This is a genomic window from Sphingomonas faeni, assembly GCF_003053745.1.
In the GTDB taxonomy this organism is placed as follows: Bacteria; Pseudomonadota; Alphaproteobacteria; order Sphingomonadales; family Sphingomonadaceae; genus Sphingomonas; species Sphingomonas faeni.
This window is the reverse complement of record NZ_QAYE01000005.1, coordinates 276,489-301,935: the sequence shown is the minus strand read 5'-3', so window position 1 is coordinate 301,935 and position 25,447 is coordinate 276,489. Positions and strand designations below refer to the sequence as shown.

17 protein-coding genes are annotated in these 25,447 nt (G+C 65.0%); 4 read left to right on the top strand and 13 right to left on the bottom strand.

Features of this window, described 5'->3' with window-relative positions; all coding sequences use genetic code 11:
• The first annotated feature begins 57 nt into the window (after nucleotides 1-57).
• Entirely contained in the window at nucleotides 58-3,036 is a 2,979-nt protein-coding gene (locus C8J25_RS11440; RefSeq protein WP_244187020.1) for a TonB-dependent receptor, read from the top strand.
• A 144-nt stretch (nucleotides 3,037-3,180) separates the two neighbouring features.
• Nucleotides 3,181-3,381 (top strand): 30S ribosomal protein S21, encoded by a 201-nt coding sequence (gene rpsU / locus C8J25_RS11435; RefSeq protein ID WP_031393196.1) that lies wholly within the window; start codon nucleotides 3,181-3,183, stop codon nucleotides 3,379-3,381.
• Between the two features lie 262 nt (nucleotides 3,382-3,643).
• Here rpsU and C8J25_RS11430 read toward each other — a convergent pair whose 3' ends face one another.
• From C8J25_RS11430 to C8J25_RS11400, 7 genes are all read right to left on the bottom strand, one after another.
• Complete coding sequence (locus C8J25_RS11430; RefSeq protein WP_107954528.1) at nucleotides 3,644-3,847, bottom strand: DUF5818 domain-containing protein; 204 nt, start codon at nucleotides 3,845-3,847, stop codon at nucleotides 3,644-3,646.
• 148 nt (nucleotides 3,848-3,995) lie between these two features.
• Entirely contained in the window at nucleotides 3,996-4,355 is a 360-nt protein-coding gene (locus C8J25_RS11425) for a GIY-YIG nuclease family protein (RefSeq protein ID WP_208622580.1), read from the bottom strand.
• A gap of 40 nt (nucleotides 4,356-4,395) precedes the next feature.
• Nucleotides 4,396-4,584: a hypothetical protein gene (locus tag C8J25_RS11420; RefSeq protein WP_107954527.1), complete on the bottom strand. Its 189-nt coding sequence runs from the start codon at nucleotides 4,582-4,584 to the stop codon at nucleotides 4,396-4,398.
• 100 nt (nucleotides 4,585-4,684) lie between these two features.
• Nucleotides 4,685-4,990, bottom strand: a complete 306-nt coding sequence (locus C8J25_RS11415) for a cytochrome o ubiquinol oxidase subunit IV (RefSeq protein ID WP_107954526.1) — start codon at nucleotides 4,988-4,990, stop codon at nucleotides 4,685-4,687.
• Nucleotides 4,987-5,613: a cytochrome c oxidase subunit 3 gene (locus C8J25_RS11410; RefSeq protein WP_107954525.1), complete on the bottom strand. Its 627-nt coding sequence runs from the start codon at nucleotides 5,611-5,613 to the stop codon at nucleotides 4,987-4,989. Before C8J25_RS11410 ends, C8J25_RS11415 begins: the two co-directional genes overlap by 4 nt.
• Complete coding sequence (locus tag C8J25_RS11405) at nucleotides 5,610-7,709, bottom strand: cbb3-type cytochrome c oxidase subunit I (RefSeq protein WP_107954524.1); 2,100 nt, start codon at nucleotides 7,707-7,709, stop codon at nucleotides 5,610-5,612. Before C8J25_RS11405 ends, C8J25_RS11410 begins: the two co-directional genes overlap by 4 nt.
• Nucleotides 7,706-8,584 (bottom strand): cytochrome ubiquinol oxidase subunit II family protein, encoded by an 879-nt coding sequence (locus tag C8J25_RS11400; RefSeq protein ID WP_107954523.1) that lies wholly within the window; start codon nucleotides 8,582-8,584, stop codon nucleotides 7,706-7,708. The genes C8J25_RS11405 and C8J25_RS11400 overlap by 4 nt, the downstream gene beginning before the upstream one ends.
• 265 nt (nucleotides 8,585-8,849) lie before the next feature.
• On the opposite strand from C8J25_RS11400, the gene C8J25_RS11395 reads away from it, so the two are divergent.
• Nucleotides 8,850-10,613: an aspartyl protease family protein gene (locus C8J25_RS11395; protein ID WP_107954522.1), complete on the top strand. Its 1,764-nt coding sequence runs from the start codon at nucleotides 8,850-8,852 to the stop codon at nucleotides 10,611-10,613.
• A 41-nt stretch (nucleotides 10,614-10,654) separates the two neighbouring features.
• On the opposite strand, the gene C8J25_RS11390 is transcribed toward C8J25_RS11395, so the two are convergent.
• The 6 genes from C8J25_RS11390 to C8J25_RS11365 form a co-directional block, all read right to left on the bottom strand.
• On the bottom strand, nucleotides 10,655-12,982 hold the full coding sequence (locus C8J25_RS11390) for a GH92 family glycosyl hydrolase (RefSeq protein ID WP_107954521.1): 2,328 nt from the start codon (nucleotides 12,980-12,982) through the stop codon (nucleotides 10,655-10,657).
• A 36-nt stretch (nucleotides 12,983-13,018) separates the two neighbouring features.
• Nucleotides 13,019-14,458, bottom strand: coding sequence for a glycoside hydrolase family 125 protein (locus C8J25_RS11385; RefSeq protein ID WP_107954579.1), 1,440 nt, complete (start codon nucleotides 14,456-14,458; stop codon nucleotides 13,019-13,021).
• Between the two features lie 14 nt (nucleotides 14,459-14,472).
• Entirely contained in the window at nucleotides 14,473-16,734 is a 2,262-nt protein-coding gene (locus tag C8J25_RS11380) for a GH92 family glycosyl hydrolase (RefSeq protein ID WP_208622590.1), read from the bottom strand.
• Between the two features lie 122 nt (nucleotides 16,735-16,856).
• On the bottom strand, nucleotides 16,857-18,035 hold the full coding sequence (locus C8J25_RS11375; RefSeq protein ID WP_244187019.1) for a glycoside hydrolase family 43 protein: 1,179 nt from the start codon (nucleotides 18,033-18,035) through the stop codon (nucleotides 16,857-16,859).
• Nucleotides 18,035-21,106: a TonB-dependent receptor gene (locus C8J25_RS11370; protein ID WP_107954519.1), complete on the bottom strand. Its 3,072-nt coding sequence runs from the start codon at nucleotides 21,104-21,106 to the stop codon at nucleotides 18,035-18,037. Before C8J25_RS11370 ends, C8J25_RS11375 begins: the two co-directional genes overlap by 1 nt.
• A gap of 371 nt (nucleotides 21,107-21,477) precedes the next feature.
• Nucleotides 21,478-22,677 (bottom strand): ROK family transcriptional regulator, encoded by a 1,200-nt coding sequence (locus C8J25_RS11365; RefSeq protein WP_107954518.1) that lies wholly within the window; start codon nucleotides 22,675-22,677, stop codon nucleotides 21,478-21,480.
• A gap of 361 nt (nucleotides 22,678-23,038) precedes the next feature.
• Between C8J25_RS11365 and C8J25_RS11360 the strand changes: the two genes are divergently transcribed.
• Entirely contained in the window at nucleotides 23,039-25,384 is a 2,346-nt protein-coding gene (locus C8J25_RS11360; RefSeq protein ID WP_107954517.1) for a GH92 family glycosyl hydrolase, read from the top strand.
• Nucleotides 25,385-25,447 lie beyond the last annotated feature (63 nt).

Here is a 25,447-nt window from a genome sequence, read left to right as displayed (position 1 = left end):
TCATCTTACAATGTGGTAAATCACCAAAGAGTGGTTCTGCGCAAAGGGGGGATACCAATGAACGGTTTATGTCTCACGGCCTGCATTCGTAGCGGCACATCGATGCTCGCGCTGCTCTCTGCCGGGGTTGCGACCACCGCCACGGCTCAGCAGGCATCCCCGCCGACGACGACAACTGCTGAGACTCCCGCTGAACCCGCAACGCCCGCCGACGTAGTCCAGACCGACGACATCATCGTCACGGGTTTCCGCGCCTCGCTCACCACCGCGATCAACCAGAAGCGCAACGAAACCGCCGCGATCGACAGCATCGTCGCGGAGGACATCGGCAAGTTCCCCGACTCGAACCTGGCCGAATCGATGCAGCGCATTCCCGGCGTCGCGCTTGCCCGCGGCGACGGTGGCGAAGGCCGCAACATCTCGGTCCGCGGGCTGGGCGCGGCGTTCACCCGCGTCCGCATCAACGGCATGGAAGGCACATCGCAGACCGGATCGTCCGACATCTATGGCGGTGGCAACAACGGTCGTAGTTTCGATTTCAACGTGTTCCCGACCGAGATCTTTTCGTCGCTCGCGGTGCGCAAGACGCCGTCGGCCGATGTCGAGGAAGGCTCGCTCGGCGCGACCGTCGACCTCTCTGCACCGAAGCCACTGGCGGGCAAGCAGGACTTCACGCTCAGCGCGACCGTCCGCGGCGTCTACAGCGAACTGGCGAAGAAGGTGAACCCACGCGCCTCGCTGCTGATCGCGAAGAAATTCGACGACGGACGGTTCGGCGTCCTCGGCTCGGTCGCCTATCAGGAGCGCGACATCCGCGAAGTCGGCTATTCCGCGGTCGACATCCTGTCCGCCAATACCAACGGGCTGTTCTGTTCGCCGGTCGGCTTCGCGCCCCCCACGCCGGCGATCGGCAGCAAGGGTGCCGATGCCGCGAACTGTTATCCCGGCACGCCCCGTACCAGCACGGCGGCGGCGTTCAACACGGTGCTCGCCGCGCGCCGCCCCGACCTGCCCAACACCGCCGGCAGCGGCGCGTTCTTCCCGCGCATCCCGCGCTATCTGAATTCGGAGCAAAAGCAGAAGCGGCTCGGCGGGACGCTCAGCTTCCAGTTCCAGCCTGACGCGGCGACCGATATTTCGCTCGACCTGCTTTATTCGCGTTTCCACGTCGTGCGCCGGGACAATTACATCGAAGCGATTTCGTTCGCGCGGTCGGCGGCGAACAACGGCCAGCCGGTGATGTCGATCAAGGACGTCCAGCTGACACCGCAAGGCGGCCTGATCTACGGCCTGTTCGACGGCGTCGACGTTCGCTCCGAAGGGCTGGTCGACGATTTCACGTCGACGTTCAAGCAGGTCAATCTCAACATCAAGCACGACTTCACCGACAGCTTCGGGATCACCGCTTTGTTCGGGCTCAATCAGGCTAAGGCCTTCGGCAAACGGCGTTTCCAGTATTTCATGGACGCCATCGACACGCCCAATTTCTCGATCGACTACCGCGACGGCAAGGATACGCCGAAGCTTGGCTTCGGTTTCGACGTGTCCGATCCGACCCGCTTCAACTACGGACCTGCGCTTGCCGATGGCACCGTGCGCGGCGGCTACAGCTTCCAGGCGCGTCCCTCGACCAACACCAACAACGGACTGACCGCGGAAGCGAATCTACATTGGAAGGTCGCCGACGTGCTGACGCTGAAGGCGGGCGGCCAATATCGCCGCAGCGATTTCACACTGCGCAACGTCATTCCGTACACCGCCGACACGCTCACTAGGGCGCTGCCCGCCGGTACCACGCTCGCCGACATCACGCACCAGATCAGCGGCGTCGGCAATCTCTGGGGCAACGGCGCGCCGTCGAGCTGGGTTTCGCTCGATCCCGACAAGTTGATCAGCACGTTCAACCTGGATGCGGTGCGCTATTGCGGCACCGAATGCGGCGCGCAGTCCAGCCGGGTGCTCGAGGAAGTCTCGTCGGCTTATGCGATGGCGGCGTTCGATCTCGGCGACCGGCTCGGCGGCATCGGTGTCCGCGGCGATGCGGGCGTCCGCTTCGTCCACACCGACCAGCTGTCGTCGGGCTTCATCTCGGTCGCGCTCGCAGGCTCGCCAACCGGCGTGACCGGGCGGTTCGCCACCGCCAACAAGCGCTACAGCGACTGGCTGCCCTCCGGTAACCTCGTCATTGAGCCGATCGAAGACCTGTTGTTCCGCTTCTCGGGCGCGAAAGTGCTCGCCCGACCGGAACTCGGCGTGCTGACCCCCACTAGCGGCGTCAACGCGATCACGCGCAACGGCAGCGTACAGAACCCACAGCTCGATCCGATCCGCGCCAACACCTTCGATGCCGCGATCGAATGGTATTTCCGCCCGGGCGCACTGCTGTCCGCCGCGTTCTTCTACAAGGATCTGAAATCCTACGTGCAGAGCGTCAACACGCTCATCCCTTTCAGCGATCTCGGCCTACCGAACGAACTCCTTGCGGGCAGCAACACGTTGCCGAGCGAACAGTTCACGATCGCGCAGCCGCTCAACACGCCAGGTGGCCCGTTGAAGGGCGTCGAGGTCAACGCGCAGGTGCCGTTCACCTTCCTGCCAGGGTTCCTAAGGAACTTCGGCGCGCTGGCGAACTATACGCACGTCACCTCGCGGATCGACTATATCCTCGCCAGCGTGAACGGCGTGCCGACCGTCACGACCACCGCGAACCTGATCGGCCTGTCGACGAACACCGCATCCGGCACGCTCTATTACGAGGACAGCAAGTTCAGCATCCGCGGCACCGCCAATTACCGCGACGGCTTCATCCGCGGCATCCCCGCCTCCCCCGGCAGCGATCTCCAGGGCAACGACAGCACGCTGTTCGTCGATGCGTCCGCGTCTTTTGCAGTGACGGACACCGTGAAGCTCATCCTCGAGGGGACCAACCTGACCGACGAGCAGAACCGGCTTTATACCGATAGCGTCCGTCAGGACACGCTGTTCCAGACCCGGATCGGTCGCACGGTGACGTTCGGCGTCAACTTCAAGCTGTGACGATCGACCCAAACAGGCGAAAAACCCCCTGAACGACGGCCGCGTGGTCGGCCAGGCCGATAGGGACTTGGCTTCCTGTCGCGTCGCTCATAAAGCGGGCGTTGATTCGAAAGACCGTCACGATAGCCGAGAGCCCTAGATAGCATGCAAATAATCGTTCGCGACAACAACGTCGACCAGGCCCTCCGCGCCTTGAAGAAGAAGCTGCAGCGCGAAGGCGTGTACCGCGAGATGAAGCTTCGTCGTCATTACGAGAAGCCGTCGGAGAAGCGTGCACGAGAGCATGCTGCCGCTGTCAGCCGTGCACGCAAGGCCGATCGCAAGCGCGCCGAGCGCGATAACTGATCGTTCCCGGACCGGGTCTTGCACGATAATGGTCGTGCAAGCCCGGTCCGACATCATGCGCCGTTCCGGAATGGCGCCTGCAGCACTGGCCGATTGATTCGCGACATCGCGTATCCACTCGATCCCGACATCCTGCCGACGTAACTGTGAGTTCACAGCAGAATCATCGCTGCTGACGATGACGGCTGCCTAACGACTTTGGCAGTTGAGCCCGTCCCGGCTCCGGCCCAGGCCTCACGCCGCCATCCATACCTGAACGCGTCTATTCCGGGGCGACACCGTCCGCGTTGACCAGGTCGGCGCCGACGAGCGTACCACGCACGCGCACCCGCTTCTCGACCAGATCGACCGGTACGCGGTGCAGCTCGAGCTGATAGCGACCACCGATATCCCGACGCAGATAGAAGGCACCGCCATCGCGAAGCAGCATCCCGGTCTCGTCGATTACTGTCCCGATTGTCGCCATGCGCGTGCCATTCCCGTTGATCGGGATAGCGCGTATCCCAAGAAGCGAGGCGTTTCCATGCAGTTACGCCGCATATTATTTCTCTGCCCCAACGACCAGGTCGATCACTGCATCGAACGATAGGCTCCGCATCGATGCCAGTCGCGCGCTAATGGCCGCCCTCGACCCACGGAACGCCCGCCTCCCGAAGCGCATCGGCGAGTGCGGCTTCGAGGTCCAGCGACTCCCATTGCTGCATTGGGTTCAGATGCTCGACGAGCTCGGGCAGCAGATGCACCCCGAACCTCCTGACCGCACCGCTCGCCTTGTACCCCAGCTTGTGCTGATCGAACCGCCAGTCCGGATCGCGCGACGTCTGCCCGACATACAATCCCCACCGCTCCGGGAACCGCGAATCATGCAGCAGCACGATATAGACGGAGTGCTTGGCGTTGCGCGAACCGGCGGTCGCGGCGCGAAAATTCTCACAGGCTCGCCGAGCCGCCGGCATCCAGCCGATCGATGTCACCCTCGTCGACTCGCCGACAGGTCGATACGGTCCGAAACCTCTAAGCGTCTTTCGCCGTCTTGGTCTTGCCCGAGCGCGCCGGCAGGCGGTTCTCTTTCGCCAGTTCGGAGAGATGCTCCGCCGCCCTGATGTGCATGGCGCGGACCTCGTTGATCGGTGAGACGACCGCCGCAGCGATATGCCTGGCCAGCTGTTCCCGCGGATCGTTCAGGAACGGTGATTGCGCCACGCTCTACTCTCCTACTGCGCCGCGCACGTCGCGCGTGTCGGCTGCCGTTCAAACGCTGCGGGCCCTCGTTCGGTTCACCCCTCTATGCGGTCGCCCTCCCTCACCCCATCATCCGCCCACGCAGGTTGAACAGGATCACCAGCGTTCCCGACACCATCAACGCTATGATGAGCGCGGAGAACAGGATCAGTTGCAGGTCGTGGCGCGACGAACGCTTGAAGCTGATGTGGAGGAAACAGCGGAACTGCACCGCCATCTGGATGAGCCCCAGCGCCAGCACGATGCCGAAGATCGCGCGCGCACCGAACGACGGCCAACGGACCATCGCGAAAGCCGCCACAGTCAGCACGAGCGACAGGCCATAGCCGATCGCATAGGTTCTGAGTTCGCGTGTCCGGTCGCTCATCCGATGTTCCCCTGCAGATAGACGACCGAGAAGATCGCGATCCAGACGATGTCGAGCAGGTGCCAGAACAGCCCCAGCCGCAACAGGTTGATCCTCACCCGCGCATCCAGGCCATAGGCGCAGACCTGGCCGACCATCACGACCAGCCAGAAGCACGCGACCGCGACGTGCAGCCCGTGCAGCCCGACCAGCGCGAAGAACGACGACAGGAAGCCGCTGCGCATCGGATAGGCGCAGTGCGCGAACATCGTCGCGAAGTCGTTCGCCTCGAGCGCGAGGAAGACGAGGCCGAGACCTAGCGTCGCACCGAGCCAGCCGAACAGCACGCGGCGCGGTTCGTCGTACTTCATGGCGATCGTCGCGCGGCCGAACGTCGCGCTGCTCGTCAGCAACAGCAGCGTCTCGACGAACGCGGGCAGCAGCTTGAATTCTGAGGCGGGCGTCGGGCCGCCGACGGTGCTGGCGATCATCGTGCCATAGGTGGCGAACAGCAGCGCGAAGATCACCGCGTCGCTCATCAGGAAAATCCAGAAGCCGAAGATCGCGTTCTCCGCCTGGTCCTGCGTCAGTTCGCCGGTATCGCCAAGGTTGAGGCCGGCGTGCGACAGTTCGGGTTCGCTCACGCCACGATCTCCGCAAGGCCACGATTGACCGCGGCGGTCTCCAGTTGCCGCGGAACCGCGGGCGTCGCCCGGACGCGCGTGAGCCAGGCCTCATGCGCGCGCGCGACCTCCGCCGCGGGAATGGTCCGGTGCTGGTCGCGACCGAAGCTGCGCAGCACGACCGCCGCGACGATCACCTGCAGCGCGACGATCGTCAGCCCCCAGATCTCCCAGATCAGGCCGAACCCGGCGACTGCAGCGGCAAGCCCGATCACGACACTGGTCGCGCTGCCCCGCGGCAAGACGATGTCCTCATAAGCCGCTGGTGAGGCGTAGGGATCAGGTTGGCCCTCGTCATGCTTGTGGTCGTAGAACGGGTTGCGCCCGTCGATCAGCGGCAGGACCGCGAAATTATATTCGGGCGGCGGTGCGCTGACCGACCATTCGAGCCCGCGGCCATCCCACGGGTCGCCGGCTTCGACCTGCGTCTTGGCACGGTCGCGGATGCTCACCCACAACTGGATGCCGAGCGACGTCAGTGCCGCCAGCAGGATGAACGCGCCGACGCCCGCGACGTACAGCCACGGCCGGAACGACGGTTCGAAGATCGCCTGCGTCCGCCGCGCCATCCCGCTCGCGCCCAGCACGTACAGCGGGAAGAAGGCGAGGTAGAACCCGACCACCCAGCAGGTGAACGCGATCCGTCCCCAGCGCTCGTTGAGGCGGAACCCGAACGCCTTGGGAAACCAGTAATAATAGCCCGCCAGCATCCCGTACAGCAGCCCCGGGATCAGCATGTTGTGGAAATGCGCGACCAGGAACAGCGTGTTGTGGACGAGATAGTCGAGCGGCGGCATCGCCAGGATGATGCCGGTGAAGCCGCCCAGCACGAAGGTCATCATGAACGCGAGCGCGTACAGCATCGGCACGGTAAACCGCACCTCGCCGCGAAACATCGTCCAGATCCAGTCGTAGATTTTCACGCCGGTCGGCACGCCGATCGTCATCGTCGCGATCCCGAACGCCGCGTTGACGTTCGCCGACTGCCCCATCGTGAAGAAGTGGTGGACCCAGACGGTGAAGCTCAGCACCGCGATCGCCATCGTCGCGATCACCAGCGAGGTGTAGCCGTACAGGTCCTTGGTCGAAAAGGTCGACACGACCTCCGAATACACGCCGAACGCGGGCAGGATCAGGATGTAGACCTCGGGATGACCGAACAGCCAGAACATGTTGGCATAGTTCATCATGTTGCCGCCGAGGTCGTTGGTGAAGAAATGGAACCCCAGGTAGCGGTCTAGCGCGAGCAGCAGCGTCGCGACGGTCAGCGGCGGCATCGCGAAGATCATCAGGATCGACGTGCACAGGCTGGTCCATGCGAACATCTGCATCCGCATGAACCGCATCCCCGGCGCACGCAGCTTGTAGACGGTGCAGGCGATGTTGATCCCCGCCATCGTCGAGCCGATCGACCCCAACGTCACCGCCCATATCCAATAGTCGACGCCGACGCCGGGGCTGAACGCGCGCTCGGTATAGGGCGGGTAGCCGCTCCATCCGCCGGTCGAGAATTCGCCGACGACGAGGCTGGCCATCATCAGCCCCGCGGCGCCGATGGTGAGCCACAACGCGATCGAATTGGCCCAGGGAAATGCCATGTCGCGCGCGCCGATCTGGAGCGGCAGGACATAGTTGATCATCCCCGTCAGGAACGGCATCGCCATGAAGAAGATCATGATCGAACCATGCGTCGAGAACAGCTGGCCGAAATGATCGGGCGTCAGGAAGCCGGGGTTCTCGATCGCGACCGCCTGCTGCATCCGCATCAGCACCGCCTCGACCAGCGCGCGCGACAGCATCACGAACGCGACGACGATATACATGATGCCGATCTTCTTGTGATCGAGGCTGGTGAGCCACTCGGTCCACAGATACCGCCACTTACCATAGCGCGTCAGCAGCGCCGCGACGACGACCGCGCCGACCACCACCAGCGCACCCGCGAACGCACCGATGATCTCGCTGATCGTCGGGTTCTCCCATACGCGCACGAACGGCAGGTCCTGCCAGCCGAACCGGCCGAGCACGGCGGGCCAGAGGGGAACGGAAACGGTCATCGAACGGCTTTCGGAGAAGAATGGGTCATGCCGCCGGTCGCGGCGACGACGTGTTCGAACAGGTGCGGCGTGACATGCGCGAACTCGATGGGGTGCGTGATGATCGACCGCGCGGACAGCCGCCGCCACGTCTGCGCATCGAGCGTGCGCTTGCCGCTTCGTGCATTCGCCGCCCAGCGATCATAGTCCGCCGGCGACACCGCAACGACATCGAACTTCTGCTGCTGGAAGCCGGCGCCGTTATACTGCGTGTTCTCGCCGCGGAACCGTCCCGGCCGGTGCGCCTGGATGTTCAGCTCGGTCGTCATCCCGCCCATCGCATAGATCTGCCCGGCGAGTTGCGGGATCAGCATCGACTGCATCACCGTGCCGCTGGTCAACTTGATATGTACCGGCCGCCCGGCAGGAATGGTCAGCCGATCGACCGACGCGACGCCGAGGTCGGGATAGACGAACACCCATTTCCAATCGAGCGCGATCGCCTGCACCTCGACCGGCGCCGCGCCCGGCAACCGCCGATACGGATCGTCGATCTGCGTCCAGTGCCACAGCAGTAGGGCGAGCCCGATGACGATCCCGGCGGGCGGAATCCAGATCAGCCCTTCCACCCACCAAGAGAAATTCCACTTCGGCCGGTACGCGTCGCCGCGGTTGGACAACCGGTAATGCCATGCGAACAGCGGCGTCAGCAGCAGCACCGGTCCGGCGACGAACAGCAGCACGATCGACACGGTGACGAACAGGTCGCGCTCATGCCCCGCGACCGGCCCCTGCGGGTTGAAGAACCCGTGCGACAGCGCCGTGCAGCCCCCTAGACCCATCAGGATCGAGAGCGGCGCCAACCGCGATAGACTCCACTTCAATCGAACGAACACCTGGCCCCCTTGTCGCACCGCCCGCGCCCAGGAACGGTTTCGCGCCAGCTCCGTAAAGAAGCCGTCCCACAGCGTGATGCTCCAGGGTCCCCTTCGCCGCAACGCACGACTACCAGTACGGCTGCTCCTTAACAAAAACTTCATCCCGAAATCCGGTTTCCGCTCAATCATCCAAATGCTCCGCGTGACACCGTCGTCACTTGCTCGTGACAGTCGCTCCGATAGTCTTCCGCTTGGAATCGAGAGTCGGGATCGGGAGACGGGCATGCACGGACGGGTACGGGTTCGGTTAAGTGTGCTCGCGCTGATGGGCCTGACGGCGGCTGGCCCGGCGGTGGCCGCGTGCAAGGTCAGCAAGATCGCCGAACTGCCCGTGACCCTCATTGGTCGCCGCGCGATGGTCGATGCGAAATTCGGCACGCACGACACGCGGTTCATCGTCGACAGCGGCGCGTTCTACAGTACGGTGTCGCGCGCGTCGGCTGCGGAGTTCGGGCTGTCGAGCGAACCGGCTCCCCCCTGGTTCCGGCTGCGCGGCGTCAACGGCGACACGTCCGCAGCCGTCGCCACCGCCAAGGACTTCTCCCTCGCCGGCCTGCCTATTCCGCGGGTCAGCTTCATCGTCGGCGGCACCGACACGGGGACGGCCGGCTTGCTCGGCCAGAACATCCTCGGTCTCGCCGATGTCGAATACGATTTACCGCATAGCGCAGTGCGGCTGATCCGGGTCGATGGCTGCGGCAATGTCGGGCTCGCCTATTGGGCCGCGGGAAAACCGTTTTCGACGATCCCTCTCGAACGCGGCGGCACCGGACCGTGGAAGCCGCACACGATCGGCACTGTCCTGGTCAACGGGGTCAAGATGCGCGCGGTGTTCGATTCAGGCGCGCAGACCACCGTCATGACGCTCGCCGCGGCCAAGCGCGCAGGCATCACGCCGACCAGCCCAGGCGTGACCGCGGTCGGATTGAACTCGGGCATCGGCTCGAAGCAGCTCGCGACCTGGCGCGCTCCGTTCGATACGATCGACCTCGGCGGTGAGATCGTGCCGCACCCGAAATTCCAGATCGCCGACATCCGGATCGACGGCGACATGCTGATCGGGTTCGATTTCTTCCTGACGCACCGCATCTTCGTGTCGAACGCGAACCACCTGCTCTACATGACCTATGAAGGCGGCCCGGTCTTTGGGCTGACACCGAGCGGCGCGCGTACCACCGCGGGCGAAAAGCTCGACCTGACCGACACCGCCGCCGTGCCGACCGATGCCGAGGGGTTCAGCCGACGCGCCGCGGTGTTCCTGTCGAAACGCCGGATCGAGGAAGGTCTCGCCGATCTCGACAAGGCGGTGGCGATGGCGCCGACCGAAGGCCGCTACGTGTATCAGCGCGCGCAGGCCCGGCTCGCGCACGGCCAGCTCCTGCTCGCCGCGGCCGACCTCGACAAGGCCGTGACGCTCATGCCGGACGATACCGACGTCCGCTTGCTGCGCGCACGCCTCCGCTTGATGAGCCGCGATCCGGATGGCGCGGGCGAAGATGCCAAGGTCGCCGATCGCGCGCTGCCGGCCGGGTCGGATCGCCGGCTCCAGCTTGCCGGCTTGTACGAAAATCTCGACCAGCCCGAGCTCGCGATCGTCAATTACGATGCCTGGCTGAAGATGCATCCCGAGGACGCCGCCCGCTCCACCGCGTATAACGGCCGATGCTGGGCGCGCGCACTGCTGAACCGCGAGCTCGATCGTGCGATGTCCGACTGCAACACCGCCGTGAAGCTCCGCCCCGGCTATGCCGCCTATCTGGACAGCCGCGCGCTGGTGAACCTGCGCCTGGGCAAGCTCGACGCCGCGCTCGTCGACTATGACGCCGCGGTCAAAGCCAACCCGCGCAACGCCTGGTCGCTCTACACCCGCGCGATCGCCGAACGGCGCGCGGGCAAGATCGAAGCGGCAGACGCGGACCGCAAGGCCGCGCTGGCGATCAACCCAAACGTCGCCAAACGCGCGGCGCGGTACGGGCTCGACGGCTGACCGGACGCCGACGTCTCCTGCCTGCGCCCGGCGCGGCACCTCTATCGCGGCTGGTATCCGAACGACGGCGGGCGATCCGCCTTGGCGGTGCCGAACGACGACGGCTTCGGTCCCATCGTGAATTCCAGTTCGCCACCGCGCGCGAGGTCGGCATGCGCGATCCAGTTCCGTGTCCAGGGCTTGCCGTTCCAGCGGACCGACTGGACATAGGGGCTGGCCGGCGCATTGCCCTTCGCGACGACGCGCAACGTGCGTCCCTGGCCGAGATCGACCTGCGCCGCATCGAACAGCGGCGAACCGAAGACATAGACGCCACTGACCGGGTCGACCGGGTAGAAGCCGAGCGCGGAGAGGATGAACCACGCGCTCATCTGGCCGCAATCGTCGTTGCCGATGACGCCGTCGGGCTCGGCCTTGTACATCTCGGTCAGCAGGCGACGGACCATAGCCTGCGTCTTCCACGGCGCGCCCGCATAGGCATAGAGATAGGCGGCGTGCTGGTCGGGCTCGTTGCCGTGCGCATATTGGCCGACCAGTCCGGTGATGTCGGGCGGCGCATTCTTGGGGAGCGTCGACGGCGCGGTGAACAGCGCGTCGAGCTTCGTCACGAACCCCGCATCGCCACCGAACAAACCGATCAGGCCATAGACGTCGTGCTGGTTGAGGAACGTCGCCTGCCAGCCGTTCGCCTCGGTATAGTCGCGCTGTTTCTCGGGCTTGTGGCCAAGCTGGATCGGGTCGTAATCGACCCACCAGCTGCCATCGGCAAAGCGCGGCCGGGCGAAGCCGATCTTGGGATCGATGACGTTGCGGTAGTTGAGGCTGCGCTTGCGCAGCGCGGCGGCGTCGGCCTTGGCGCCAGCCGCGTCGGCGAGCACCGCCATCGCCCAGTCGTCATAGGCGTATTCCTGCGTGCGGCTGACCGACTCCCAGGTCTTGTCCGCAGGCACGAAACCGAGGTCGTAATAGAAGCCGCGGCCAAGCGTGCTGTCGACGTCCGGAAAGCTGCGATCGAACGCACGGCTGCGGATCTGCGGCCACGCCGCGGCGTAATCCGCCTTGATTCCCTTGGCGCGGGCTTCGGCGAGCACCGACACCGAATGCCAGCCGATCATGCACGCGGTCTCGACGCCCTGCAGCGGCCAGACCGGCGATCCGGTCGGGCTCTGCACCGTCTGGCGGACGAGATCGCGGGTGAACTGCGCCGCCTTGTCGGGCTGGACGAGGGTCAGCAGCGGATGCAGCGCGCGGTAGGTGTCCCACATCGAATAGGTGCTGAACGCGGGTTCGGCGGCGGTCGTCTGGTGCACCTTGCGGTCGAGCCCGACATAGCGGCCGTCGCGGTCGGTGAAGAGCGTCGGCGACAGGAACGCGTGGTACAGCGCGCTTGCCATGATCGTACGCTGTTCGGGCGTACCGCCATCGACGCGGATGCGGTCGAGTTCTGCCTGCCACGTTTTCGCCGCCGAGCGCCGCACCGCGTCGAACTGCCAGCCTGCCGCCTCGCCCTCGAGCGCCGCCTTTGCGCCAGCGACGTCGACCGCGGAGATGCCGGTCTTGATCAGGATCGGCGCGCCGCCCGCCTGGTCGAAGAACAACGCGACCTTCAGGCGGTTGCCGGTGACGCCCTTCGCACCCGCTGGTGCAGCCGCGTCGTCGTCGCCGAAGAACTGGACGCGGTCGGGCTTGCGGGAGATCTGCATCGCGAAATGGATGCGCCGACCCTTCGCCCAGCGGTGGACGCGGCGGCTGCCCGTCAGCATCCCGTCGGCGGACAGCGCCAGCGATGCCTCGTCGATCAATGTCCCCTTGTCCCAGACGTCGAGGATCATGTGCGCGAAGTCGACCAGTATGTGCCCCGGCCCCTGCGGGAAGCTGTAGCGATGGTGGCCGGTCCGCTCGGTGACGGTCAGTTCGGCGAGCACGCCCGATTCGAGCTTCACGCGGTAATAGCCCGGCTCGGCGAGTTCGTCGGTAAAACGCTGGCGATACCCCTGTTCGGGTTTGCCGAGCGCGCCGGGCTTCAGCTGCAACGGCCCGCGCGTCGGCACGACCAGCACGTCGAGCATGTCACCGATCCCGGTGCCCGACAGATGCGTGTGACTGAAGCCCATGATCGAGCCATCGTCCTGGTGATAACCCGAGCACGCATCCCAACGGCTGTTGTCGGTGTCGGGGCCAAGCTGGACCATCCCGAACGGCAGCGACGGGCCGGGATAGGTATGGCCGTGCCCGCCGGTACCGACGAACAGGTCTGGCTTGCCCGCGACCGGCGCCTGCGCGGCCGCGGCGTTGGTAACGGGCAACGCGGCGGCGAGGCCAGCAAGCCCTGTGCCGGCGAGCACCTGGCGGCGGTTGGCGGTGGTCATGTGTATCTCCCGTATTCCAAATCAGTAACGCGCTGGTCAGTAGCGGGCGGCCAGCAAGGCAGGCTTGCGGCGCTCGAGGTCGAGGATCAGCTCGCCGAACAATCCATTGGCCCAGGCGAACCAGCTGCGCGTGAACTTGCCCGGATCGTCCTTGTTGAAGGATTCATGCATGAACCCGGTGCCGCCATGCGTCGTCTTCAGCCAGGCGAGACACTGGCGGATCATGGCGTCGTCGTCGCTGTTCATCGCGTGCGTGATGATCGACATCGGCCAGATCATGTCGAGCCCGATATGCGGCCCGCCGATCCCGCGCGCGGCGGTACCGGTGAAGAAATACGGGTTGCGATCGCTCCACGCGAGCGCGGCGGTGCGGCGGAACAGCGGGTCGCTGCGATCGGCCGCGCCGAGCAGCGGCAGGCCCGACAGGCTCGGCACGTTGGCGTCGTCCATGAAGATCGCGTTGCCGAAGCCATCGACCTCGTACGCCCAGACCTCGCCGCCCTGCCCGTCCGGCATCCGGCCATGCGCGCGGAGTGCCGCCTCGACCTCGCTCGCCAGCGCTTCGCTATCGGTCGCGCCCGCCATATCGCCGCGCGCCTCACGCTGGACCGTCGCCAGCATGCGCAGCGCCGACACCGCGAACAGGTTCGACGGGATCAGGAACGGATAAAGGCACGCATCGTCCGACGGGCGGAACATCGAATGGATCAGGCCGACTTTCCGCGTCGGGGCGCCATAGCCCTCGAACATCAGCGTCTCGGTCGGCGAGACGTTCAGGCGCTGGAAATGATACGGGCCCTTGCCGTCCTTGCGCTGCTGTTCGCGGAAGGTCGCGACCGCGCGGCGCATCGCCTTTGCCCAAAGATCGTCGAACGGCGTCTTGTCGCGCGTCGCGGTCCAATAGCCGTGCGCGAGCCGCATCGGGTAGCAGAGCGAGTCGATCTCCCACTTCCGCTCGGCGACGCCCGGCTTCATGTCGGTCTGGTCGGTCCGCGCGCCGAGGTTCGACTTGGCGGTCGGATCCTCCATGAACGCGTTGGCGTAGGGGTCGATCAGGATGCAGCGCGCCTGTCGCGCGATCAGCCCGGTGAACACGCGGCGCAAGCCGGCATCCTTCGGCGCGAGGTGCACATAGGTCTGCATCTGCGCCGAACTGTCGCGCAGCCACAGCGCCTCGATATCGCCGGTGATGACGAACGCGTCGGGCTTGCCGTCCACCGTGCCGATCTTGACCGTGGTGTCGAGCGTGTTCGGATAGCAATTCTCGAACAGCCAGGCGAGTTCGGGGTCGGCGATCTTCGCCTTCACGCGCGCGATCTCGGCCTCGACCGCGGGGCTGACGAAGCGGCGCTGGCCGCGTGGCGGTCGCTTGCTCACGAGTGGCGCGGCGGCAGCGGCCGACGCAGCGCGCGGGAGGCTGGCGGTGACGGCCAGCGCGGCGGCGCCCGTCATCACGTCGCGTCGACGAAGGCGCATTCCGGTCTCCATGGTCAATGTCCCGCCACCGGTGCGCTCATCGAGAACGGCGCATCCGCCTTCGCCGATCCCCAGGCGGTGTTCGGCGTCGGCCCCATCACGAACCGTAGCGTGCCGCCCTGTTGCAACGCCGCGCGCGTCAGCCAGGGCTTGTCGTGCGGAGTGCCGTTGAAGCTCGCCGACTGGATGTAGACATTGCCGGGGCCGTTGTTCGCCGCCTCAATCGTCAGCGTCTTGCCGCCCGGCATGGTCAGCTTCACGGTCTGGAACAGCGGGCTGCCGATCGCATATTGCCCGACCGCAGGCGTGACCGGGTAGAAGCCGAGCGCCGAAAACACGTACCATGCCGAGGTCTGGCCATTGTCCTCGTCGCCCGGATAGCCGTCGGGTGCGGGCGAGTAGAGCTTCTTCATCACGTCGCGGACGTGATATTGCGTCTTCCACGGTGCCCCGGCCCAGTCGTAGAGATAGGTCATGTGCTGGATCGGCTGGTTGCCGTGCGCATATTGCCCCATGTCGACGATCTGCATCTCGCGGATCTCGTGGATGGTCTGCCCGTAATAGCTGTCGTCGAAGATCGGCGGCGTGGTGAAGATCGAGTCGAGCCGCTTCACGAACGCCTCGCGCCCACCCATCAGGTCGGCCAGCCCCTGCACGTCCTGCATCACCGACCAGCTGTAATGCAGCGCATTCCCCTCGGTGAACGCATCGCCCCATTTGTACGGGCTGAACGGCGTCGACCAGCTGCCATTCTTGTTGCGGCCCCGCATCCAGCCGCTCTGCGTGTCGTAGAGCTTGCGGTAATTCTGCGCGCGCGTGGCGTAGAGCTTCGCATCTTCGGTCTTGCCGAGTGCCGCCGCGAGCCGCGAGATCGAGAAGTCCGCAGTGGCGTATTCGAGCGTGCGCGCGGCATTCTCGTTGATGCCGACGTCATACGGCACATAGCCGAGGCGGTTATAGTATTCGACGCCCTCGCGCCCGATCGCGCGGACGACCTTACCCTTCTTGTCGACCGGGCGGCCTTGCGATGTCGTCGCGTTCTTGACCATCGCCTCATACAAGGTCTCGACGTCGAACCCGCGTACGCCGTTCAGATACGCGTCGGCGATCAGGTTCGCCGAGTTCGATCCGATCATCACGTCGCGGTGGCCGGGGCTGGCCCATTCGGGCAGCCAGCCGGACTCCTTGTAGGTGTTGACCAGCCCCTGCATGATCTCGCTGTCGCGCTCGGGATACATCAGCGCAAAGAACGGGAAGACCGCGCGCCACGTGTCCCAGAAACCGTTGTCGGTGTAGAGGAAGCCCGGGTGCACCTTGCCGTCATACGGGCTGTAGTGGACGGTCTGGCCCTTGGCATCGACCTCGTGGAACATCCGCGGGAACTGCAGCATGCGGTACAGCGCGGAATAGAAGATGCGGCGGTTGTCGAGGTTGGGATCGGTGACCTGGACGCGGTCGAACTCGCGTTGCCAGATCGCCTTTGCCTTGGTCTTGGTCTGTTCGAACCCGTCGCCGCCGATCTCGCCGCGCAGGTTTCGCTCGGCCTGTTCGAGGCTGATGAACGACGACGCGACCTTCACGCCGACCTGCTCGCCCTTGCGCGTCTTGAAACTGACGACCGCGCCGACATGATCGCCCTCGCGCGTCGGCGTCGCGGTGACCTGGCCCTTGCCGTCCCACGTCTGGCTGACGGTGAAGTCGTGGTCGAATTCGGCGACGAAGTAATTGTGGAAATTGTCGGGCACGCCGCCGTGGTTGTTGCGGACATAGCCAGTGATGCGGCGCTTGGCCTTGTCGATCGAGACCATCGAGCCGCCGGCATAGCCGTCGAGGATGATGTGCGCGTCGTTGCTCTGCGGGAAGGTGAAGCGGAACTGCGCGGCGCGGTTGGTCGGCGCGACCTCCGCGGTCACGTCGTAATCGGCGAGATAGACCTTGTAGCTGTACGGCCGGCTGTCCTCCGCCTTGTGGCTGTACCAGGACGCGCGTTCGTCCTCCTTCACCTTCAACGCACCGGTCGTCGCCATCAGCGAGAACGCGGCGTAGTCGTTCATCCACGGACTGGGCTGGTGCGTCTGCTTGATGCCGTTGATTGTGTTCGCGTCGTAGGTGTAGCCCCAGCCGCTGTTCGTCTTGCCGGTGACCGGCGTCCAGAAGTTCATCCCCCACGGCACCGCCACCGCGGGATAGGTGTTGCCGTAGGACAAGGTGTAGTCGGAATCGGTCCCCATCAGCGGGTTGACCAGATCGACCGAGGGCTGATCCTGCGGCTGCATCGCGCCGTTGGCCGACGCGGCCGCCGTCGCCTTGGTCTGGGCCAGAATCGGCGCGGGCGCGACGAGAGCGAGCGACGCGACCGCCGCTACCGTGCCGCGCAAATAGGCGATCGCCCTGTTTCTCACATCGCTCTCCCTGAATTTCGTGTCGGCTTCTGCACGCCGATCGGTCGCGGCTTCACGCCCGCTTCGGTCATCACCACTGGCTCGATCCGACCATCGGCGGCAAAAACCATCCTGTCGATCGCGATCTGGCGGTGTTCGCCGCGATCGGTGTCGAGCGGGCCACGGTGATACGCGATGTACCAGTCGTCGGTGCCGGGCACGTTGACGACCGAGTGATGCCCCGCGCCGCGCGCGATGCGCAGGTCCTGCGACAGGATCTTGCCGCGCGGCGTGAACGGCCCGGTCGGTCCCGGCCCGGTCGCATAGGCGACGCTATAGTCCGGCCCCGTCCAGCCGCCCTCCGACCACATCAGGTAATACACGCCCTTGCGCTCGATCATGAAAGAGCCCTCGACATAGCCGGGCGGCGTCACTTCCTTGTAGGTCGAGCCATCGGCGAACGGCAGGATGCGCTTGAGGTCGGGGCTGAGCCGGACGACGTTGCAATGCTTCCAGCCGCCGTAGAACAGATAGACCTGGCTATCGTGATCGCGAAACGCGAACGGGTCGATCGGTTGCGCGCCGTTGTGGAACGCGCCGACCAACGGCTTGCCGATCGCATCCTTGAACGGACCACCGGGCCGGTCGCTGACCGCGAGACCGATCCCGCCAAGCTCCGCATCGCTCTGGATGTCGTTGGCGCTGAAGAACATGTAATAGCGCCCGTTCGCCTGGATCACCGATGGCGCCCAGATCGCATAGGCCGCCCAGGCGGCGTTCCGAACGTCGAACACGTGGTCGTGCTTGGTCCAGTGCACCAGATCGGGCGACGAAAACGCGTTGAAGAAGGTCTGCATGCCGTAGGACGGACGCACCGTCTTGCGTTGCCGCGCGAGCTTTTGCGCGGCCGAGAAGCGGCTGGTGACGTCGGGCTTGCCGTAGTGATCCGAATAGGTCGGATAGATCCAGTAGCGGCCGGCGAACACGCGGATCTCGGGGTCGGCGTACCAGCCGGGCACGATCGGGTTCGACGCACTCGCCAGCCCGCACATCATCAGCGCCGACGCGGTCAGCGCGATCCGAACCCCGCGCCGCCTGCGCGTTTCGCCAACGCCGTGCGACGCGACGCCGCGAGAAAAGGGAGGGTAGCGCCGCGAAGGCGCCACCCGGGAGACAAGCCGATCAAACCAGGTCATCAGAAGTTGAACGACACGCCCACATAGGCCCGCCGCCCGAAGTAATTCCGGTAGGTGAAGCGGTCCTTCGTATCATTGCCGAGATGGCGGCTTTCCTCGGCCTTGGTGAGGTTGATCACCGAGGCGGTGAGGTTCAGCCGGTCGGTCAGCGCGTATGCCGCGTTGAGATCGACCTGCTCATAGGGATCGGTGTATTCGTTCAGGCCCGACTGCAACCCGCCGACGACTTCGCCGCGCCGGTTGTACGAGGCACGCATCAGCACCTTGCCGTGTTCGTAGAAGACCGAGGCGTTGACCTGCGTCTTGGCGCTGCCGACCAAGGCGGACGAGCCGACCTTCTGCCCGTCGAGCGTCACGTCCGCCACCGAGGTGTCGTTGTAGGTGAAGTTGACCTGCGCGCCGAGACCGAACGACAGCGTGTGCTGCGCGTACAGCTCGACACCCTGCGAGCGTGCGTTCGATCCGTTCGCGACGGTCGAGTACGGCTGGATCAGTTGCTGCGTTCCGTTGACGTCGCGCGTGACGTTGAGGACCAACGGCACCACGAAATCCGACACGTCCTTGCGGAAGAAGGTCGCGCCGAGCACCGAACCGCGGTGGAAATACCATTCGATGCCAAGGTCGTATTGCCACGCGGAGAACGGGTTCAGATCCGAATTGCCGCCGCTGCCCGACCAGCCGGCGAACTCACCGAACTGGCCACGATCGAACGCATACGCATCCGAGCGGAAGGTGAGCGACCGCTGCGACCCCAGATTCTCGAACGATGGCCGCGCGATCACCTTCGCGACGGCGCCGCGAACGAGGAGATCAGGCGTGACCTCGTACGACACGTTGAAGCTCGGGAGCCAGTCCGTGTACGTCTTCGACTGGTCGGCACGCGTGTTGACGATCGTCTCGCGCACGCTGAGCGGCAGCACCTGGCAGTTGCCATCGGGGCCGAGCGGACGGTTGGGATCGGCCGCCCCGCCGGGGCCGTTGACGCAATAGTCGTTGAGATATTGCAGTCGGTCGGAGGTATTGCCCGACTGTTTCGTGTTCGCCATGCGGAGGCCGACGTTACCGCGAAGACCACCGGTCCCGAAGTTTACCTGCGCATAGCCGGCGAAGACCCGCTCCCCCAGCGCATAGACGAAGTCGGGTTCGTACACCCGCACCGCCTGGCCGTAGGTCGAATTCAGATACTTTAGATATTCGTCGAAATTGATGCCCGGCACGACATTCGCGTTGAAGCCGCCGCTGATGTTGCCGATCTGGTTTGCGTAGAAGAATTCGGGCCGCGCGACGGCACCGGCGGCGGTATCCTGGTAGCGAAGCAACGTCGCCGGATCGGCATACCAGTCGTTGCGACCGGTCTCGCGGCCGATCTTCAGGTCGCGCCACTTGCCGCCGATCTGCACCGATTTCAGGAACCCGTCGAACCGCCTTGTCAGGTCGAGCTGCGCATAACGCTGACCGAGGTCACTGTTGACGAAGCTCGATCCGGTCGAGCCCACGTCGATCTGCGCGATCCCGTTGCGGATGTTGTTCTGCAGCTCGGGCGAGAACTCGAAATTGGCGATGCCGTCCGAGATGTTCCAGTTGCTCACCAGATTGCCGTTCTGCTCCTTGCCGGGCGTCGTCAGGCGAGGCTTGGCGGCGACGTTGAAGCGCACCGACGGGCCACCGCTAGACTTGGTCTTGCCCAGTTTCAGGACAGCGTCGAAGCGATCCTGGCTGTATTTGACCTCGGTCTCGAAGGTGTTCGAAACCTGCTTCTCTCGGCTGTACGTGCCGGCGATCTGCGGCGTCTCCATCGTGCACGGGGTCGGGCGCGCGAGACAGCCCGTTCCCGCCGCCGGCACCGCGAAATTGGCCGACTGGAAGATCGTGCCGCTCTTGTCGAACGTCGCACCGGTGAAGAAATTGTCGTAACCCCATTCGGGGATCTTCAGCACGTTCGAAGTAAAGTTGCTGCTATAGCCGAACCGGAAATAGTTCGCGGTGACCGTGACCGACTCGAACGGCTTGAACTGCGCGGTCGCCTGGATCCCGTACCGCTCGCGCTCCTGGTCGAAGACTTCGGCGTTGACCGACTGCGGCGCCCAATAGCCCGAATAATGCGTGCCATCGCGCGCAGTCGTGCCCTGCCCCGGCCAATAGGAGATCGCGTCGTTGTTCGCGAAGGTCTTGCCGTCGACGTCGGTCGCGGGCTTCAGGACGTTGCCCTGCGCGTCGCGGTCACTCCACCACAGCCAGCTCTCGGACGAGCTGCGCAACTCGCGGTTGGTACGCTTCTGCCAGACGCCGCCGACCAGAAGGCCGAACGTCTCCTCCTTGTTCTTCCACGACACCTGCCCGCCAAGCTGCGGTTCGTACTTCTCGGTCGTGTCCGAATACGTACCCTCGGCGGAGACGAAGCCCGACCACGCCGGCACGTCGAACGGCCGCCGCGTGTTGAGGATGATCGTGCCGCCGACGCCGCCTTCTTCAAGCCGCGCTTCGGGCGACTTATAAACCTCGGTGCTGGCGATGAAGGTCGACGGCAACAGCACGTAGTTGAACGACCGCTGCGGCTCGCCACTATCGGCGCCGGCGAGGAAATTGCCGTTGAGCAGGGTGAGCGTCAGGCCGGACTGGAGGCCGCGGATGCTGACCCGGCTGCCCTCGCCGCCGTCGCGGGTGATGACCACGCCCGGCACGCGCTGCAACGCATCGGCGACGTTCTTGTCGGGGAACTTGCCGACGTCTTCGGCGGTGATCACGTCGACGAACGCGTTCGCCTCGCGCTTCTGAGTGAGGCTCTTCTCGATCGAGCGCCGATACCCGGTAACGACGATGTCGCCAGTGTCCTGCGCCGACCCATCCGGCTGTGTCGTACCGGCGGCTTGCCCGGACTCCGCCGTAGCAGTCGAGGCGGGCTCCGCCTGGTCGGACGACGTCGCGCTCTGAGGAGGCGTAGCGGAAGGCGCGGCCTGTTGAGCCTGCGCAGCACCGGCCAACGCCGCAGTAAGACTGACCGTGGCCAACAGGAACGACAACGGACGATGGCGACGCGCCACAATCGAGCACGATTCTATGCTTGCGGTCATCAGACTTTCCTCTTCCTCGTGAGGATGCCCTTCGCCCCCTCACTTACCCCTGCGAATAGCGCGCCTGCCCACCGTTTTCGGTTGGGCTGTCCGATTGAATCGGATCCTGTCGGCGTGCAGTCTCGACCCGTCTATTTGCCAATTGTAAAAGCAAATTGTCAAATAGATTGTTGCGCTAGTTTCGGGCCGTTGTGGACGTAACTCGCCGAATACCCTTCGATGCGCCGATAGTCTGGGTGAAGACACCGCAACGATTCACGTCCGCCTTCGCGTAGTCGTGCGCGAACGACGCCAGCAGCCCGCACTCCACAACGCCAAGCGCACGGAATCCTCACATGCGAAGATAGCGGTACCGAAGCCGATTACCGGCGTCAGTCGGCTGCCGTGCCGGAATCCTTCCAAAGCGCAGCGGCCTTGGGCAGCAGGAAATGACTGAACGGCAGGATCGCCGCACCGACCGCCGGCGCATCCTCCGACAGCGCGGCACGGCGGACCGGCGCGATCGCGGGCGCATCGGTCGCGTCCCGGATCAACGCGTTGACGCGCTCCGCCACCCGTTCCACCAACCGGCTCGGCAGGCGCCCGCCGATCAGGATTACCGCCGGATCGATCAGGCAGTTGATCGCGTCGAGGGGCGTGCAGAGCGTGTGCGCCGCCCTCTCCACCCATTCCTCCAGGCAGCGCTCGATGTCTGGCGCCCAGTCGGCCTGATGCAGCACCTGCCCGATCTCGAATCCCGAATTCGCCAGATGCTCGGCAAGTCCGGATAGCGATACCAGTTTCTGCACGGTCTCGCGTCCCCGCTTGCCGCCGCCGGCCGCCATGAAACCCAGTTCGCCGCTACGCCCGTGCGTGCCGCGAACATACGCGCCATCCGCAACGAAGCCGCCGCCCAGCCCCGACGACACGAGGATGTAGAAGAAACTGCTGTAATTCTGTCCGAAGCCGAGCTGCATCTCGCCCATCGCGGCGGCGGCAGCATCGTTCTCGACGAACACCGGCAGCGACAGCGGCTTGTCGAACAGCGTCGCCATGTCGATTCCGTCCCACGCCGCATAGGCCGCCGGACGGCCCGGCATCGCAACCAGCGCGAGGTCGTCGGGACGCGCGACGCCGATGCCGACCAGCTTGGTGGGATCGATCTTCGCGCTTTTCAGCATCGCGCGGACCGAGCGCCGAAATAGATCGCGGACGTCGTCGGGCAGCGCAAAGCTGATCTCGATCGACTTGCGCGCGAGGATCTGCGCGAGGAAATCGACCAGCACGATCGTGATATGGTCGCGGTCGATATTGACGCCGATCGAATAGCACGCATCGGCGCGGACGACGAGTTTGGTCGGCGGCTGGCCGCGCCCGCCGCGACGCTGCCCCGCCTCCTCGATCATGCCTTCCTGCAGCAGCCGCCGCGTGATGTTGGCGATCGCCGGCCCGGTCAGCCCGGTGATCCGCGCAAGGTCGATCCGCGTCAGCGATCCGCCGAGGCGAATGGCATGCAGCGTCACGCGCTGGTTATGGTCGGCGGCGCGCTCGAGGTTCGTCCCCGACAGACGCGGCGGCGTTTGAAGAGTCATGCGGACCGATCATCCAGGCTGGAGAACAGAAGACGAAGCCGCTCTGCACTGCACCGTAGCGATTTCGGCGTTGGCGACGAAGTGATCCCGCGATTGCGAAGGCTTGGCAAGCGCACACTATTGGCGTTCAGTGAACGCGCGACATATCGGCCCGGTCTGAAGACCATCTTCTGCATCCCCCCGCTTCCAAACTGTTCGTTTGAATTATCCAATTTGATGTTCTAATCCACTTCTGCGGTTGCGCAAGAGCTGGCGATGAAGCCAGTCTGCCGACCGAACGAATAGAGGGGATGCGCGCGACATGGTTCACCTGGCACCCGGCAAGCTTCCTCGCCTATTTCCCTCCGAACGGGTGACCTCGATGTCCATCTTCACGCGATCGTGCCTCGTGGGTGCGCTGTTCACCACGATCCTGGCCGGCCCTGCCTTCGGACAAGATCTCGCCAAACCGAGCGATGCGGTCGATCCGTTCATCGGCACGGGTGGCGGAGGCCACACCTTCCCCGGCGCGGTCGCGCCGTTCGGCATGGTCCAGTTGTCGCCGGATACCGATACCTCCTGCGTCATCCGTACCTGCTACGGCCATGCTGCCGGCTATCGCTACGACGATCCGACGATCGAGGGGTTCAGCCACACGCATTTCTCGGGCGCGGGACATTCCGATCTCGGCGACATCCTCGTCATGCCGGTATCGGGCGACGCCGTGTCGATGGACCCCGGCACGCCCGCCGCACCCGGCTATCGCTCGCGCTTTTCCCACGCCAGCGAGGTCGCCAAGCCTGGCTATTATGCCGTTACGCTCGACGGGCCCGGCGTACGCGCGGAAATGACTGCGGGCACGCGGATCGGGGTGCATCGCTACAGCTTTCCCAAGGGCAAGGCCGCGCACCTCGTCGTCGATCTTCGGTCTTCGCTCTATAATTACCCCGGCAAGATCCTCTGGTCGGGACTGCACCTGCGCGACGACGGCGTGCTCACTGGCTTCCGCGAGACGCGCGGCTGGGCACCCGGCCGCAAGCTCTACTTCGCGATGCGGTTCTCCGCGCCGCTGGTCGGCCACGCGCTGGTCAACCGCGAGAAGGATATCCCGTACAAGGGCTTCCAGGGTCCGGGCCGTGGCAGCGATGCGCTGGCGGAGAAGCTCGGCCAGGCACTGGAAGCGCGGCTCGATTTCGGCCCGCTCGACGCTCCGTTGGAGGTTAAGGTCGGAATCTCCGGCGTCGACGAAGCCGGCGCGCTCGCCAACCTCGACAGCGAACCCGGCGGCTTCGACGCCGTCCGCGCCAAGACTGGAAGCGATTGGGATACCGCACTCGGCGCCGTCAAGTTCGAGGCCGAGGCACCGATGCGCCGGATCTTCGCGACCGCGCTCTACCACAGCCTGCTCGCGCCGAGCGTCTGGAGCGACAGCGACGGGCGGTATCGCGGGCCCGACGACCAGGTGCATCAGGCCACCGGCTTCACCGTCCGCTCGACCTTTTCCCTCTGGGACACGTTCCGCGCCGAACACCCGCTACTGACGCTGATCCAGCCCGAGAAGACCAATAGCGACATCGTCCGCTCGCTGATCGCCAGTCAGCAACACAGCCCCGATAACATCCTTCCGGTCTGGCAATTCGCCGGGCGCGAGACGTGGACGATGATCGGCTATCACGCCGTCCCCGTCATCGCCGACGCGTATATGAAGGGCATTCGCGGCTTCGACGCGGACGCCGCGTTGCAGGCGATGGTCGCGAGCGCCGACCACGCCTCCTACGGCGGGCTCGGCGAGTATATCCAGCGCGGCTACGTCCCCATCGACAAGGAGCCGGAGGCCGCATCGAAGACCGTCGAATACGCCTATGATGACTGGACGATTGCGCGAATGGCGCGGCGGATGGGCAAGACCGCCATCGCCGAACGGTTCGAGACGCGCGCGGGCAACTGGCGCAACAGCTTCGACGCGAAGTCCGGCTGGCTGCGCGCAAGGCTCGCGAACGGCGCGTTCCGCACGCCCTTCGATCCGACCGCGATCAACTACGGCTCCGATTATACCGAGGGCAATGCGTGGCAATATAGCTGGTTCGTGCCGCAGGATCAGGCAGGACTGTTCCAACTGCTCGGCGGCGATGCGAAGACCGTCAGGAAACTCGACGCGATGTTCGACTTCGACAATTCGAAGGTCGATTACAGCCATGCAGAGGATATCGCCGGGCTGATCGGCCAGTATATCCACGGCAACGAACCGAGCCACCACGTCGCCTATCTCTACAATTACGCCGGCGCACCATGGCGGACGCAGGAGCGTCTCGGCCAAATCGTATGGAGCCAATATGGCGCCAAGCCCGAGGGGCTCAGCGGCAACGACGATCTCGGCCAGATGTCCGCATGGCTCGTCTTCACCGCGCTCGGCTTCTACCCGGTCGCACCCGGATCGAACGAATATGTCATCGGCCGCCCGTTCCTGTCGCAGGCGACGCTCGCGCTGCCAAGCGGCAAGCAGTTCGCGATCCGGACGGACAATCTGTCGGACGCCAACCCCTATATCCGCTCCGTCACGCTCAACGGCACACCCCTCACCCGCAGCTATCTGCGCGACGATGAGATTCGCCAGGGCGGCGAACTCCGCTTCGTGATGGGCGCGAAACCCAACAAGCTCTGGGGCAAGGGCGCAAAGGCGCGGCCGTTCTCGTCCTCCACCGCGCCAACGACCATGCCGCGCAACTAAAGAACATCATCGCGATTGCCCCCGCGCCCCGGTTGCGCCTAGCTTCGCCCCAACGCTTCCGGA

What these genes read in the sequence shown, in the direction of transcription:
- C8J25_RS11390 (WP_107954521.1), bottom strand. Translation starts at nt 12,982, where the DNA reads ATGACCACCGCCAACCGCCGCCAGGTGCTCGCCGGCACAGGGCTTGCT.
- rpsU (WP_031393196.1), top strand. Translation starts at nt 3,181, where the DNA reads ATGCAAATAATCGTTCGCGACAACAACGTCGACCAGGCCCTCCGCGCC.
- C8J25_RS11360 (WP_107954517.1), top strand. Translation starts at nt 23,039, where the DNA reads ATGTCCATCTTCACGCGATCGTGCCTCGTGGGTGCGCTGTTCACCACG.
- C8J25_RS11395 (WP_107954522.1), top strand. Translation starts at nt 8,850, where the DNA reads ATGCACGGACGGGTACGGGTTCGGTTAAGTGTGCTCGCGCTGATGGGC.
- C8J25_RS11440 (WP_244187020.1), top strand. Translation starts at nt 58, where the DNA reads ATGAACGGTTTATGTCTCACGGCCTGCATTCGTAGCGGCACATCGATG.
- C8J25_RS11380 (WP_208622590.1), bottom strand. Translation starts at nt 16,734, where the DNA reads ATGCAGCCGCAGGATCAGCCCTCGGTCGATCTGGTCAACCCGCTGATG.
- C8J25_RS11365 (WP_107954518.1), bottom strand. Translation starts at nt 22,677, where the DNA reads ATGACTCTTCAAACGCCGCCGCGTCTGTCGGGGACGAACCTCGAGCGC.
- C8J25_RS11430 (WP_107954528.1), bottom strand. Translation starts at nt 3,847, where the DNA reads ATGGCGACAATCGGGACAGTAATCGACGAGACCGGGATGCTGCTTCGC.
- C8J25_RS11405 (WP_107954524.1), bottom strand. Translation starts at nt 7,709, where the DNA reads ATGACCGTTTCCGTTCCCCTCTGGCCCGCCGTGCTCGGCCGGTTCGGC.
- C8J25_RS11370 (WP_107954519.1), bottom strand. Translation starts at nt 21,106, where the DNA reads ATGACCGCAAGCATAGAATCGTGCTCGATTGTGGCGCGTCGCCATCGT.
- C8J25_RS11385 (WP_107954579.1), bottom strand. Translation starts at nt 14,458, where the DNA reads ATGCGCCTTCGTCGACGCGACGTGATGACGGGCGCCGCCGCGCTGGCC.
- C8J25_RS11415 (WP_107954526.1), bottom strand. Translation starts at nt 4,990, where the DNA reads ATGAGCGACCGGACACGCGAACTCAGAACCTATGCGATCGGCTATGGC.
- C8J25_RS11375 (WP_244187019.1), bottom strand. Translation starts at nt 18,035, where the DNA reads ATGACCTGGTTTGATCGGCTTGTCTCCCGGGTGGCGCCTTCGCGGCGC.